General features: G+C 45.4%; 16 protein-coding genes. 12 read left to right on the top strand and 4 right to left on the bottom strand.

Going from position 1 to position 13,475, the window contains the following annotated elements:
- The first annotated feature begins 85 nt into the window (after nt 1-85).
- The 4 genes from ViNHUV68_RS05545 to ViNHUV68_RS05530 all read left to right on the top strand — a co-directional run bounded on the left by ViNHUV68_RS05545 (nt 86) and on the right by ViNHUV68_RS05530 (nt 2,023).
- Nucleotides 86-382 carry a YciI family protein gene (locus ViNHUV68_RS05545; protein WP_038174449.1) on the top strand — a complete coding sequence of 99 codons (297 nt, stop codon included), beginning with the start codon at nt 86-88 and terminating at the stop codon, nt 380-382.
- Nucleotides 382-795 (top strand): GspS/AspS pilotin family protein, encoded by a 414-nt coding sequence (locus tag ViNHUV68_RS05540; protein ID WP_038174450.1) that lies wholly within the window; start codon nt 382-384, stop codon nt 793-795. The genes ViNHUV68_RS05545 and ViNHUV68_RS05540 overlap by 1 nt, the downstream gene beginning before the upstream one ends.
- A 195-nt stretch (nt 796-990) precedes the next feature.
- Nucleotides 991-1,551, top strand: a complete 561-nt coding sequence (locus ViNHUV68_RS05535) for a VC2662 family protein (protein ID WP_038174451.1) — start codon at nt 991-993, stop codon at nt 1,549-1,551.
- A 250-nt stretch (nt 1,552-1,801) separates the two neighbouring features.
- On the top strand, nt 1,802-2,023 hold the full coding sequence (locus ViNHUV68_RS05530) for a hypothetical protein (RefSeq protein WP_038174452.1): 222 nt from the start codon (nt 1,802-1,804) through the stop codon (nt 2,021-2,023).
- Here ViNHUV68_RS05530 and ViNHUV68_RS05525 read toward each other — a convergent pair.
- Entirely contained in the window at nt 2,016-2,213 is a 198-nt protein-coding gene (locus ViNHUV68_RS05525) for a DUF1289 domain-containing protein (protein ID WP_391089770.1), read from the bottom strand. The genes ViNHUV68_RS05530 and ViNHUV68_RS05525 overlap by 8 nt on opposite strands.
- A 72-nt stretch (nt 2,214-2,285) precedes the next feature.
- Nucleotides 2,286-2,534 carry a DUF1289 domain-containing protein gene (locus ViNHUV68_RS05520; RefSeq protein WP_391089769.1) on the bottom strand — a complete coding sequence of 83 codons (249 nt, stop codon included), beginning with the start codon at nt 2,532-2,534 and terminating at the stop codon, nt 2,286-2,288.
- Nucleotides 2,535-2,728: 194 nt separating this feature from the next.
- Between ViNHUV68_RS05520 and ViNHUV68_RS05515 the strand changes: the two genes are divergently transcribed.
- From ViNHUV68_RS05515 to ViNHUV68_RS05495, 5 genes are all read left to right on the top strand, one after another.
- Nucleotides 2,729-3,175 (top strand): META domain-containing protein, encoded by a 447-nt coding sequence (locus tag ViNHUV68_RS05515; protein ID WP_038174455.1) that lies wholly within the window; start codon nt 2,729-2,731, stop codon nt 3,173-3,175.
- Nucleotides 3,176-3,370: 195 nt separating this feature from the next.
- On the top strand, nt 3,371-4,513 hold the full coding sequence (locus ViNHUV68_RS05510; protein ID WP_038174456.1) for an ABC transporter substrate-binding protein: 1,143 nt from the start codon (nt 3,371-3,373) through the stop codon (nt 4,511-4,513).
- A gap of 8 nt (nt 4,514-4,521) precedes the next feature.
- Nucleotides 4,522-6,231 carry an ABC transporter permease gene (locus ViNHUV68_RS05505; RefSeq protein WP_391089766.1) on the top strand — a complete coding sequence of 570 codons (1,710 nt, stop codon included), beginning with the start codon at nt 4,522-4,524 and terminating at the stop codon, nt 6,229-6,231.
- On the top strand, nt 6,197-6,844 hold the full coding sequence (locus ViNHUV68_RS05500; RefSeq protein ID WP_038174459.1) for an ATP-binding cassette domain-containing protein: 648 nt from the start codon (nt 6,197-6,199) through the stop codon (nt 6,842-6,844). Before ViNHUV68_RS05505 ends, ViNHUV68_RS05500 begins: the two co-directional genes overlap by 35 nt.
- Nucleotides 6,837-7,445 carry a CDP-alcohol phosphatidyltransferase family protein gene (locus tag ViNHUV68_RS05495; RefSeq protein ID WP_391089764.1) on the top strand — a complete coding sequence of 203 codons (609 nt, stop codon included), beginning with the start codon at nt 6,837-6,839 and terminating at the stop codon, nt 7,443-7,445. Before ViNHUV68_RS05500 ends, ViNHUV68_RS05495 begins: the two co-directional genes overlap by 8 nt.
- Before the next feature lie 41 nt (nt 7,446-7,486).
- Here the strand turns inward: ViNHUV68_RS05495 and ViNHUV68_RS05490 are convergent, their stop codons facing one another.
- Complete coding sequence (locus ViNHUV68_RS05490) at nt 7,487-7,639, bottom strand: hypothetical protein (protein ID WP_169739007.1); 153 nt, start codon at nt 7,637-7,639, stop codon at nt 7,487-7,489.
- A 223-nt stretch (nt 7,640-7,862) separates the two neighbouring features.
- Here ViNHUV68_RS05490 and norR point away from each other — a divergent pair, with 223 nt between their 5' ends.
- From norR to ViNHUV68_RS05475, 3 genes are all read left to right on the top strand, one after another.
- Complete coding sequence (gene norR, locus ViNHUV68_RS05485; protein ID WP_391089762.1) at nt 7,863-9,392, top strand: nitric oxide reductase transcriptional regulator NorR; 1,530 nt, start codon at nt 7,863-7,865, stop codon at nt 9,390-9,392.
- Nucleotides 9,393-9,715: 323 nt separating this feature from the next.
- Nucleotides 9,716-11,377, top strand: a complete 1,662-nt coding sequence (gene hcp / locus ViNHUV68_RS05480; RefSeq protein WP_391089760.1) for a hydroxylamine reductase — start codon at nt 9,716-9,718, stop codon at nt 11,375-11,377.
- Nucleotides 11,378-11,446: 69 nt separating this feature from the next.
- Nucleotides 11,447-12,490, top strand: a complete 1,044-nt coding sequence (locus ViNHUV68_RS05475) for a 2Fe-2S iron-sulfur cluster-binding protein (RefSeq protein ID WP_391089758.1) — start codon at nt 11,447-11,449, stop codon at nt 12,488-12,490.
- A gap of 42 nt (nt 12,491-12,532) precedes the next feature.
- Here the strand turns inward: ViNHUV68_RS05475 and ViNHUV68_RS05470 are convergent, their stop codons facing one another.
- The gene (locus ViNHUV68_RS05470) at nt 12,533-13,465 is read right to left on the bottom strand and encodes a class I SAM-dependent methyltransferase (RefSeq protein ID WP_391090274.1); all 933 of its coding nucleotides are present in this window, start codon (nt 13,463-13,465) and stop codon (nt 12,533-12,535) included.
- Nucleotides 13,466-13,475: the final 10 nt, after the last annotated feature.

Raw genomic sequence — 13,475 nt, 5'->3', positions numbered from 1 at the left:
CATCTAACGTTCAGCGCTTTTCAATCGCGTCGATTAGGGTAAAGTAATCATACAGTCACTAGTATTAGTAAAAAGGAAGTCACCTATGTGGTACGTCATCTTTTCCCAAGACGTAGAAAACTCTCTTGAAAAGCGTCTTAGTGTACGCTCAGCTCACTTAGCTCGTTTGCAAGATCTGCAAAATGAAGGTCGTTTATTAACTGCGGGGCCTATGCCAGCTATTGATTCCGACAACCCTGGGGAAGCCGGTTTTACTGGTTCAACGGTAATCGCCGAATTTGATTCACTCAAGCAAGCACAAGCGTGGGCCGATGCAGACCCTTATATTGAAGCAGGTGTTTATCAAAGTGTTATCGTAAAACCATTTAAGAAAGTATTCTAATGATCAGTTCCTCAGTCAAAACATCAGCACTATTAGCCATACTCGTCACTCTTCTCGCAGGATGTTCATCTACAGAGATGGAGAAACAACACCACCTTTCAATGGTTGCAGAAAATCGCGCCAGTTTACTCGCTTCGGAATTACCGATTGAAGCGGGCCCTCTGTCGATTCTTAGAGCAACAGCTAACCAAACAACCATTGAAATTATGATGGTATATAATCAGGAAGCTAAAGGGGCGAAACCGATCGATCAAGTACTTAAAACAAGTATTCGTGCTTACTGCGACAATCCTGAAACTAAGAAAAACCTCGACGTGGGTTTAAGTTATCGCATCAAGATGCGTAATAGCCGTGGTCAACTGATGGCCGATGAGCTCATTACGTCTCAACGATGTAGCCAGCAAAGTCAGTAAGCTGTAAATAGAGAATCCTAATAGAAACCTTGTCGCGACAAGGTTTTTCTTTATTTGATAGTAAAAACATTAAAGAACAATATATTACTATTGCTTTTTAACCTCGATTTAACATTGCATCTATACTACCAAAGTAAGCTATCATAAGCATATGCTGACTAACTCTCAGCTAATCAATACAACTTCGGAGTTATTATGAAAAAGATCCTTACTGCAGTGGCTATCACAACAGCGTTAAGCTCTTCGTTTGCTATCGCCGCAACACCCGTTATGTTTTCATCACTTAACGATTTCAATGCGCCTGATAACACTCAAGTGGCAGGCGTTCGTCTATCGGCTCTTCACGGCAAAGTAGACAGTGTTAAAGGTGTCGATTTCTCTATTATTGGTTTATCTGAAACCAATACCACGACAGGTGTTAATTTTGGCCTTTTCTTAGGTGCTTCAAAAGTCAATCAAGAGATGACTGGTGCGTCTCTCGGACTACTGAACTGGAACGAAGGCCTAACAACCGGTGTCAACTTGGGAGCCGTTAACCTCACCAAAGACGTTAAAGGTGCAAACGTGAGTTTTGTTAACTATTCTGAAGGCAACACTATGGTTGACGTTGGCGCCGTAAACTTATCTAGTGAATCAACAGTACAAGTTGGTGTTTTCAATAAAACAACCAAAATTGAAGGCGTTCAAATCGGTTTAATCAACTGTGCTGACAATGGCTTCTTACCCTGCTTCCCAATCATTAACTTCGGTATGTAGTCCCAACAGCGCCTCGTACAGCGAGGCGTTATTGCAACACCACTTTGTGAATTTTTTATTTCATTGTGTTACCCACCCCATCAACACAATCCTCGTCAAATCAAAACGATAGATTTCAAATTATTTCGACTGTGAATTTTTGTAACTGTCTTTTATGTCAAATTGCTCACTTTTTACTCAAAACACATTGACGCCTGCGGGTTCAACTCCTAACTTTTCATATTAGTGTCACAACTAGGAGGATCACTGCATGAAACGCGCAAGCAACTCGTACCGTCTACAAATGATTAAAGAAGTCGCCACTCGCCAACAACGGCTCAAAGGCACGGATCAGATGGCGAGTTATATTCAACACCTTCTCGATGATGAACGGCACGATGTTAAAACCAGCGAGCTCAATCACCGATTTTCTGGTTGTCACTTTGATGAACACGCTGGTGGTTGGGTCAGTGACCATTGGGGACTTAAATAAGTTGAGTAAAATCTATCGCGATGAGAGGTTCTTGCTCAAGACGAAACAGAATCTCTCTACGTTGATGCTCTGGTAGTTGATACCACTGATAACGCTCCTCTCTTGATCGACCGCAGCCAATACACATCCCCGAGCTATTCGTTTGACATACCCCAATGCAAGGGTTGTCACATGAACTTGGTATCGTCATAGTAAACCTACCAATAGAGCACACGATAATTAAGCTATAGCTAATAGTGAGAAAAGTGTAAACCTTTTGATTTTAAAAAAGATCTTGTTGCGGGTTATCATCAAGGTTAGGTGGTATGTTTTCAGCACGCTGTTGTTTTATTTTACGCAAATAACGCTGTCGACAGAGTTTAATCACATGCAGTTGCTGTGTTGGGGTCATTGCTAGCCAGTTAAAGCGCTCTTCCCGTTTGCGCATGCAACCCTGACAATAACTTTTGTCATCGACGGTACAGACGCCAACACAGGGGCTAGGGACGGTGAAAAACTCTAATTGTTCCAAACAATTTCTCACTATAGGTTGATGCGATAAAAACACTCTACGTCATGTATAACTTCATGTTTATCAATAAGTTTTAATATGTGACCCAGACCAAACTATGACTTGCTATTGACAAAAATACACTTTTATTCACTATACTGCTGTCACTGCGCCATCCATAGTGGTGTGTTTATCAATTTATTGGAGTTGACAATATGAAGCTTAGCCCAAAAATATTACTTGCCGCAATTAGCCTCCCTTGGGTTGTTACTGCGTGTACCTCGAACGGTGACAACACCCCTCAAATTACGGCACAGGACCTCCAACATCATAATTGGGAGCTAGTGAGTATTAATGGTAACCCGATTAAACTGACAGAAAACCAGACTGCGCCACGTTTAGAGGTCGGCGAAAAAATGACCGCCAATGGCAATGCAGGTTGTAATAACTTCTTCGGTCAAGCGGAACTGAATGAAAATAAATTTCGCATCGAAAAAATGGGCATGACAATGAAGATGTGCGTCGGCGATCTGATGGATGTTGAGCAAGCTTTTTCACAAACACTGTCTAACTGGAGTGATATGTCACTGACCAAGGATAGCATGGTGCTTAAAAACGACATCCATACACTGACTTTTAAACTTAACGACTGGAAAAACTGATCGTTATAAATCTCGTTTTGAAGCAGCCCAAGTGGCTGCTTTTTTGTATTCATTCATCTCTGTGCAAACATCTCTACAACATTCCTCTCAAATCTATAATAAATCACTCTTTTTTAAGTCATAATGAATAGATAACTAAACTACCCCGGTCTAGTAACCTAACCGATATAAATAACTCAATTAACAGGGACGATTATGACAAGGCTGATCACTTTACTCTCTTCAATTGCACTCTCCTTCTCTGCCATAGCAGCAGAAAGTTGGCAGCAAACGCTTGACGAAGCCAAAGGGCAAACTGTCTACTTTCACGCATGGGGAGGCAGTCAAGAAATCAATCGTTACATTCAATGGGCTGGTCAAGAGATTAAAGCCAACTATGGCGTTGAACTTAAACATGTAAAAGTCACCGATATCGCCGAAACAACCACTCGCCTAATTGCCGAAAAAGCCGCAGGAAAAAATCGCGGTGGCAGCGTTGATATGGTTTGGATTAATGGTGAAAACTTTAAATCAATGAAGGATAACCAACTATTGTTTGGCCCTTTCGTTGCAAACCTGCCTAGCTGGCAATATGTCGATAAATCACTACCTGTAGACGTCGATTTCACCGAGCCGACACAAGGGCTAGAAGCACCATGGGGGGTAGGTCAGCTGGTATTTATTCACGATAAGCTATCGCTTAATAACCCACCACGTTCGTTTTCTGAAATGCTCAGCTATGCCAAAGCGTACCCAAACCGTCTAAGCTACCCACGCCCACCTGAGTTTCATGGCACCAGTTTTCTCAAAGCGCTCCTCATTGAACTAACGGACTATGACCAAGCACTTTCAGAACCCGTTGACCCCGAGCGCTTCCAACAAGTGACGGAGCCTTTGTGGAACTACCTTAATCAGTTTCACACTGTCGCATGGCGTGGCGGTAAGCAGTTTCCAGCCGGTACATCAGAGTCAATACAACTGCTTGATGATGGTCAAATTGATCTCGCGCTCACTTTCAACCCTAACTCCGTCTACTCCGCACAAGCAAACGGAACACTGGCACCAAGCACTCAAGTCTACGCTATGGAGCAAGGAGCATTGTCGAATATTCACTTCCTTGCCATACCATGGAATACCAACGCTGCCGCGGGTGCTCAAGTCGCGATTAACTTTTTACTCAGTCCTGAAGCCCAGTCACGTAAAGGTGACCTCAATATTTGGGGAGATCCATCAGTATTGAGTAGTCAATACTTAACGGGTTCGGCGAAAGAGACGCAGCAATTCAAGTCTATTGACGAACCGCACCCAAGCTGGCAAGCCGCTCTTGAGAAAGAGTGGTTGAAACGCTACGGAAGCTAGCTCATACCATGTTAAGAACGTTGTATTGGATTCTTATCGCCGTTTGCATCCTTCCGACCATCCCGGGATTACTCGGGGTGGTTGTCTCTGCACTGGGTTACATTCCCCCGGTTGGATTAAACCAATTCTCTTTTGACGGCTTTTATGCCGTATTCGATTGGCAAGGGGTAGAAAAATCCATTGCCATAACAATATATACCACCCTAGTGAGTTGCTACCTTGCCTGTATGATCACATTCGCTGTCTTACAGGCGACTTGGCACAGCAAGTTTTGGCGCAAAGTAGAAGTGAGCTTGGCACCACTTCTCGCCATGCCACACGTCGCGTTTGCTATTGGATTTGCGTTTCTGTTTGCCCCGACAGGCATGGGGATTCGAACCCTTAGCCAATTGTTCGATTATGACCCAAATACTCAATCCGTTGAGCAGTTAGCGTGGCTAGTTAAAGATCCCATTGGCGTTGGTTTGATCGTTATGCTCGCACTCAAGGAAGTGCCATTTTTGCTATTGATGAGTATTCCTATCTTAAACCAGTTAAATGTTGATAAATATGAGAAGCTGAGTCACTCATTGGGGTACAGTCACGCTCAAACTTGGTGGAAATGCATTTTCCCTCAATGGTTGGCTAAACTTCGCTTTCCGCTATTTGCTGTGATCGCTTATAGCCTCTCGGTAGTAGACGTCGCGTTAATTATTGGACCAACAAATCCACCTACCTTTGCCGTTCTCGTTTGGCAGTGGTTTAACGATCCAGACTTATCACTGCTGCCTCGTGCTGCCTCCGGCGCTGTGGTTTTGTTTCTAATAGCCTCAATACTGATTGGTTTTACTCGCTCGGTGGAGTGGTTTATCACCAAAAGATGGCGAAGTTGGCAAACCTCTGGTCGTGGCGGGATCGCCTTACCAGGCAAGAGTCTATTTAGTATCATTACGTTATTAACGTTACTCATGGCGCCGCTATTAATTATATGGAGCTTTGCCCAGCGTTGGCGTTTTCCAGATTTACTCCCAAGCCAGTACAGTTTACGCTTTTGGCAATACGAATGGCACAGTGTCGCAAGTACCGTACAGCAAAGCATGCTGATCGCGATGATGAGTGCCAGCATCGCGTTAATACTCGGACTGGTTGCTCATGAATACCACCTTCGTCACCGTTGGCGTATACCCAGCTATGTCATTGCTATCCCCATGTTAATTCCACAACTATCGGTTTTGTTTGGTATGCAAGTCGCGACCTTGTATGTCAGTAGTGGCAACTATTTATTTTGGGTTATTTGGTCGCATGTTTTCTTCGCCTTCCCATTTGTCTATTTATCGCTTGATGGGCCATGGCGAAGTTTTGATAACGGCTTAACTCGCGTGGCTTTAAGTTTAGGCAAATCTCCACTTCAAGCCTGGTTTAACATCAAATTGCCACTGCTACTCCCTGCCGTTGCCTTTGCGTGGGCGGTTGGTATCAGTGTTAGTTTGGCACAATACCTCCCGACCCTAATGTTGGGCGCAGGACGCATCAGCACCATTACAACCGAAGCGGTTGCGTTATCAAGCGGTTTTGATCGACGTGTCACCGCCATTTACGCTCTGTGGCAAGCGTTGTTGCCTCTGCTGTTTTTCTCATTTGCGATTTTGCTTAGCCGTTTACAGGCCAAATATCGCCGATTGTCTATAAAAGGTTTACTGTCCAATGAGTCTGTGTCTCGAAAACCTCACCATCCATAAAATCAATGGTGACCCATTATTCCCTGCATTGAATATCACAGTGCCACCAGGAGAAATTGTGACCTTAATGGGGCCAAGTGGCTGCGGAAAATCAACCTTATTGGATACGATTGCAGGTCATCTGAGTGCTGAATTTCGCTATTCGGGCGCAATCACGCTGAACGACATCAAGCTAGATAGTGTTCCGGCACACAAACGTGAAGTAGGAATACTGTTTCAAGACGATTTACTTTTCCCGCACTTATCGGTTTGGGAGAACCTCGCATTCGCTTTACCAGACTCCGTGAAAGGCGCCGAACGCCAACAACGGGCAACACAAGCACTCAAGAACATAAATTTAACCAAGCTTGCTTACTCGTACCCCGAACAAATTTCTGGCGGTCAACGTGCGCGAATTGCATTAACACGCATGCTATTGGCAGAACCAAAAGCGGCCTTACTTGATGAGCCATACAGTAAATTGGACAAAGATCTCAGGGTTCAATTTCGAACTTGGGTGGTAGAACAGCTCAAACAAGCCAATATCCCAACGTTAATGGTCACTCACGATGAAGCCGATATTGCTCATGGCAGCCGCTGCTTAACGTGGCCATGGGAGAATAACCATGCTTGATAGAGTGAGTATCAAACTAATTCGTGCTCCCCTTGCTTTGAGTGCTAAAGGACTCAACCGTTTAGGGGCTACCGCCAACCAAACCACACTGTTTGGTTTTGCACTCGGGGTATGCGCTTTTCCAGCTGTGGTCACGGAACACTATCTCGTCGCTTTGTTGTTTATCGTCTTAAACAGAATCTGTGATGGGCTGGATGGCGCTCTGGCCCGTATTCAAGGCATAACCGACGCAGGCGGATTCCTCGATATTTGCCTCGATTTCCTATTTTACTCTCTGATCCCGTTTGGTTTTGCTTTAGCCAATCCAGAGCAGAATGCGGTCGCGAGCGCGTTTTTGATTTTCTCTTTTATTGGCACAGGTTGTAGTTTCCTCGCGTTTGCGGTGATGGCAGGTAAACGCGGCATTGAAAACCCTGTGTATAAAAATAAATCACTTTATTACATGAGCGGTCTGACGGAAGGAACAGAAACCATTGGTTGTTTTGTGTTTTTCTGCCTATTTCCACACCACTTTGCCCTCATCGCCTATCTGTTTGGCGCCGCGTGCTGGTTTACCACCTTCACTCGCATCTACTCAGGGTTTCATACTCTCAACTCATAAATCTGTAGAGCGGTCAGTTTCATCTGAGCTGACCGCTCTATTTAGACCAGCAAGTTATTGATAACAAGCGTCATCAGCAACCCAGCAACAAAACTTGGCAAATGCCAACGGCTTTGCTTATGGCGATATACCTGCGTGGGCATCTCTTCTTGATAGCTCTTTACTGCTAGCTCTTTTATATAGGTATTGTGCATTTACCCTCTCCTATTGGACCTCAATAAGACCAAGATAAAAGCTCAAGTTAAGTTGAGGTCAATAGAGAATGTAGATTAATTGCCATTGATTAGGTTTATTCATCAGTATCGGCACACAAACCATTGATCGTCGTCAACCAAACATCAAACTAAATTCCATTTTGATGTTCAAATGACATCAGCTTGATAGCATAACACCATTGCTTATCAGCCAAGGATTGTCATGTCGCCCACTCTAGACCACGTTCTGCTCAATATCGCTCTTAACCTTAATTCCAGTCGTTCACACGATCAGCAATACCAGAGTTTGATTGATGGCGTTACGCAAGTCTTTCCCTGTGATGCCAGTTGTTTGTTCATTTTTGACCAAGATGGCTTTTTAACTCCAGTGGCAGTCAAAGGGCTATCCAAAGCCGTATTGGGTCGACGCTTCTTTCCTAAAGCTCACCCACGACTCGAGGCGATCATTCAAAGCCACCAGCCTGTACGTTTTGATGCGAACTCTCCTCTGCCCGACCCTTTCGATGGCAGCTTAGTCAGCCATGACACCTGTATCGATGTGCATGACTGTATGGGTTTTAGTTTATTTGTTGAAGGACAGTTAGTTGGAGCTTTAACCATAGATGCCCTTACTGTTGGTGCCTTCGATAACCTTGACCCAACGATTATCGATACCTTCGCGGCACTCGCGGCGGCGACACTGCGTAATATTTCACAAGTGAAAGCACTGAAGGCGCAGCATCGTCAGCAAAAAAACGTTACTCAGACCTTAATTCAGCAAGCTCGTTCAAAGCACAGCGAAATGGTGGGCTTAAGTCCGCAAATCAATCAGCTGCGCAACAATATTGCCACAGTAGCTAAGTCCGATTATGCCGTGCTGATCACCGGCGAGACCGGCACCGGCAAAGAGTTAGTCGCCCATGCCGTACACGCCCAATCCCATCGCAGCGATAAACCGATGATTTACGTCAATTGCGCCGCACTGCCAGAGGGCTTAGCAGAAAGCGAACTGTTCGGACACGTAAAAGGGGCATTTACCGGAGCCAATAGTCATCGAACAGGAAAGTTTGAACTGGCCAATGGTGGCACAATATTTCTCGATGAAGTGGGAGAACTGCCGCTATTGCTTCAAGCCAAGTTATTGCGAGTCATTCAGCAAGGTGAACTGCAACGGGTCGGGAGCGACCAACATCTGTTAGTCGATGTGCGAATTATCGCTGCGACTAACCGTCAATTAGAACAAGAAGTCGAGTCAGGCCGTTTTCGCGCAGACTTGTTTCACCGTTTAAATGTATTTCCAATCCATGTGCCAGCGCTGCGACATCGTGAAGGTGACATCGCGGTGCTCGCAGGCTATTTATTGGAAAAAGTGCGCGCACAATTTAATGCGCCCAACCTCCACGTCCATCCTAAGGTGTTGAACCAGCTCGAATCACTCCCTTGGTATGGCAATGTTCGCGAGCTTGAACACACCTTAACCCGCGCGGCGTTATATGCAATTCAGCAAGACGCCAATACCATCATGCTCAATCATTTTGATACCTCGCTGACGGCCAACGATGTAAAAAACACATCAAAGCACTTGCCGACGCAGAGCCAACCGATGCGTGAGTTGGTTGAATGCTATCAACGCGATTTAATTGAGCATGCCCTAAAGCAAGCTGACGGAGTCTGGGCGAAAGCCGCTGAGTTTTTGCAGATGGACCGAGGCAACCTTTATCGCATGGGTAAAAAGCTCGGGATTAAGGCCTAGCCTAGCGACTGCTCTCACCGCACCTGATTCACCATGCAGTAACAATCAACACGGATTATCGTCAACAACGCGACATATTGGCGATAATCCTTTTTAATCAGTGGCTAACAAACGCTCCATCAATATGAAAGACAACTGTCTGCTTTATCGCCACGCTTGATGTACGCGATGTGTTATTGACATCAAGACCGTTGTAAAAAATACATCAACTCACCAAAAATAATTAAAAAAGATTATATTTTTCAATAAGATAAAACCTGGCACATAACCTGCTATCCAGTGACCCACAAACAACTAATACCACAACCACTGGAGAACCCAATATGTTCTGTATTCAATGTGAACAGACAATCCAAACCCCGACAGTTAAAGGCTGCTCTTTTACTCAAGGCATGTGTGGCAAAACATCTGAAGTTTCTGATCTACAAGACGTGTTGGTCTATACGCTGCAAGGGGTTTCTTTTTGGGCATCGAAAGCACTCGAATTTAATATCGTCAATGATGAAATTAATCAATGGGCACCAAAAGCCTTCTTCTCAACGTTGACCAACGTTAACTTTGACCCTCAGCGTGTGCTTGAATTCACTTCTATCGCAGAGACTTATAAAGCAGCGCTCAAGCAGCAAGTCATCAGCGCGGCAACGCTGAACGACGAGACACTTGGGACACTTCCTGCGGTTGCGTTATTTGAACTTCCTGCAGATGCTGAGCAAATTTTAACGATAGCACCTCAAGTAGCCGTCAATCGTGGTAAAGACCAAGTTCATGAAGATGTGATTGGTCTGCGCCTACTGTGTTTATATGGTTTGAAAGGCGCAGCGGCTTACATGGAGCATGCACGCGTCTTAGAGCAAACTGACAATGACATCTATGCCGAGTACCATGAAATTATGGCGTGGCTTGGCACCGATCCACAAGATCTTGGCCAATTACTTGATTGTTCAATGCGTATCGGTCTGATGAACTATAAAGTGATGGAAATGCTCGATCACGGCGAAACCGCGACTTTTGGTCACCCAGAGCCGAGCACGGTTAACGTCAAGCCGGTGAAAGGCAAGTGTATTCTTGTTTCCGGTCACGACCTACACGACCTCGAGAAAATCCTTCAGCAAACCGAAGGCAAAGGTATTAATGTCTATACCAATGGTGAGATGCTTCCTGCGCACGGCTACCCTGAGTTGAAAAAATACTCTCATTTGGTGGGCAACTACGGTAGCGCTTGGCAAAACCAGCAAAAAGAGTTTGCTAACTTCCCTGGTGCGATTGTTATGACCTCGAACTGTTTGCTTAATCCTAACCTTGGCCAGTATGCAGATCGTTTATTTACACGCAGTATTGTTGGCTGGCCGGGCGTGGCTCATATCGAGGGTGACGATTTCAGCCAAGTGGTTGAATGCGCGCTCGACTTACCGGGCTTCCAACACGACGAAATTGAGCATCACATCACCGTTGGCTTTGGTCGCAACGCCCTAATGAATGCCGCCCCTGCCGTGATTGATCAAGTCAAACAAGGCAACATCAAGCACTTCTTCTTGGTCGGTGGCTGTGATGGCGACAAAGCAGAACGAAGCTACTACACAGACTTCACAGCGCAAGCTCCTGAAGACACACTGATTCTGACTTTGGCCTGTGGTAAGTTCCGCTTCAACAAGAACACATTTGGTGAGATCAACGGGATTCCACGTCTATTAGATGTCGGCCAATGTAATGATGCCTATTCTGCCATCCAATTAGCACTGGCGCTCGCCAAAGAGTTCGACTGCGACATCAACGATCTGCCGCTGACATTGGTGCTGTCATGGTTTGAGCAAAAAGCGATCGTCATACTACTTACCCTATTTGCCCTAGGCGTAAAAGGCATCTATACCGGCCCGACAGCACCGGCCTTCTTAACCCCGAACTTGCTAGCGATTATTCAAGATAAGTTTGATATGCGCAGCATTGGCAATGTAGAAGAGGATTTAAAAACCATCCTAGCCGCATAACACCATAGGTTGTACGCCCCCCTAATCTCAAACTCGGGGGCGATAGATAAAACCAGCAAAGAGATCCTTATGTTTTTTCAATGGCAAGACCATCACCCTGTCACACTGATCTGTATCGACAAGTACTACGAGACTAACGATGCAGTCAGTATCAAGCTGGCAGATTTATCTGAATCGCTTCTATTTGAGTTCAAAGCCGGACAATTTATTACTCTTGGCGTCGACATCGACGGCAAGACAGAGTTTCGTGCCTATTCACTCTGCTCGCAATCAGGCGATGACCACCTCCAACTCACGATCAAACGAGTAGAGGGTGGTAAAGTCTCTAACTTCATCCTTGATAAGTTGATGGTCGGAGATACACTGCAAGTCCTTCCACCAAAGGGGGATTTTAACTGTATTGATCACCCTCCTTGCGTTCACCAAGGGCAAAAGAAAGCTTTATTAATTAGCGCTGGATGCGGCATCACCCCCGTTATGGCAATGGCAAAGCAATGGTTAAACAGTGATGAGTTGGTGGATATTGAGTTCCTGCATATTGCCCGCTCACAACAAGAGACAATTTACTTCGATTTGATCGAAACCTATCACGCTGCCTACGATCATTTCCACCTGCGCTTGCTATTGAAAAATCGCGAAGCGACGGACTACCCTGAAGGACGCTTAAACGCCGTCTGGTTACAACAGCTTGTGCCAGACTTTAAACAGCGGACGATCTATCTGTGTGGTCCAAACCAGTTTATGCAAGATGTGCGACGTTATCTCACTGATCTCGATTTCGACATGAGGCACTTTTTCCAAGAGAGTTTCACACCAACACAACAGACGCAACAAGAGGTCAGTAGTGAACAGGTCATGGTTCAAGTACCTGACTTGGCTACGTCAATTGAAGCCAATAAAGGCGATCTGCTAGCGGATGTATTGGAGAATGCTGGACTGCCTTTGATTGTAGCTTGTCGCAGCGGGATCTGCGGCTCGTGTAAATGCAAAGTTAGCCAAGGTGCGGTGACATCAACCAGTCAAGAGACACTGACTGAGCAAGAACTTGAACAAGGGTACGTATTAGCTTGCTCATCATCACTTGAATCCGATGTCAAAGTGCAACTTGGCTAGTTAAGTTTAAACGCAATAAAAAAGCGCCCTGAGGCGCCTTAATTATTTGAAACGCAACACCTTAAGCGCCGCTTCGCTGTCAATATCCGCAAACTCTGGCGGATTGTCTAAGCGTTCGACAAAACTCAGTTGAGGCGCTTCTTCTTGCATACTCTCAATCAAAAAGTCACTGGTCACCTGAGGCGAATTCACGCACGCGATCACTTCCCCACCATCGCAGAGCAACTCAGGAAGACGACGCAGTATCCGTTTGTAATCCTTAGTTAAAGCGAAACTGCCTTTTTGAAACGAGGGTGGATCGATGATGATTAAATCATACGGCCCTAAACGCTTGATCTTGCCCCATGAACGGAAAATATCGTAAGCCAAAAACTTCACTTGGTTAAGGTTATGCTGGTTTAAATGATGATTGTCACGCCCTTTGCTCAACGACGAGCGCGCCATATCAACGTTGACGACCTGATCCGCACCACCGTCAATGGCGGCAACCGAAAACCCGCACGTGTAAGCAAACAGGTTCAAAACATTTTTTTGGCTCGCATTCACTTTGACCCAATCGCGTCCAAAGCGCATATCAAGAAACAAACCGAAGTTTTGATTGCGACCAATATCAAGCTGGTACTTAAGCCCTGACTCTTCGACGACCGGACGATTGTCAAGCTCACCCCAGATGATTTCGGAGGGCGCACCTTGTGCATATCGATGTTGTACAACAATCGCACGACCATTTTTTTCCTGCCATAGGCTGGATTGAGTCAGCTGATCAAAACCTTGTTTCAGCGCGGTAACGAATGTCTCGTCAACGCCTTTAAATACACTGACGATCAATTGGCCTTGAATCCAATCACAAGTCAATTGCTCTAATCCTGCAAAACGGCGGCCACGCCCATGAAACAAGCGGCGCACCTCATTGGGCGCAATGGCGAGTTGCTGAGTCAACTGTTGAAAAAAAAGTGGTAGTTGTGACGCTTGCATTGCGTATTCA

This window comes from Vibrio sp. NH-UV-68 (assembly GCF_042940635.1).
Lineage (GTDB): Bacteria > Pseudomonadota > Gammaproteobacteria > Enterobacterales > Vibrionaceae > Vibrio > Vibrio pacinii.
Note: the sequence above shows the minus strand (reverse complement) of the source record. Positions and strands in the feature narration are given on the sequence as shown.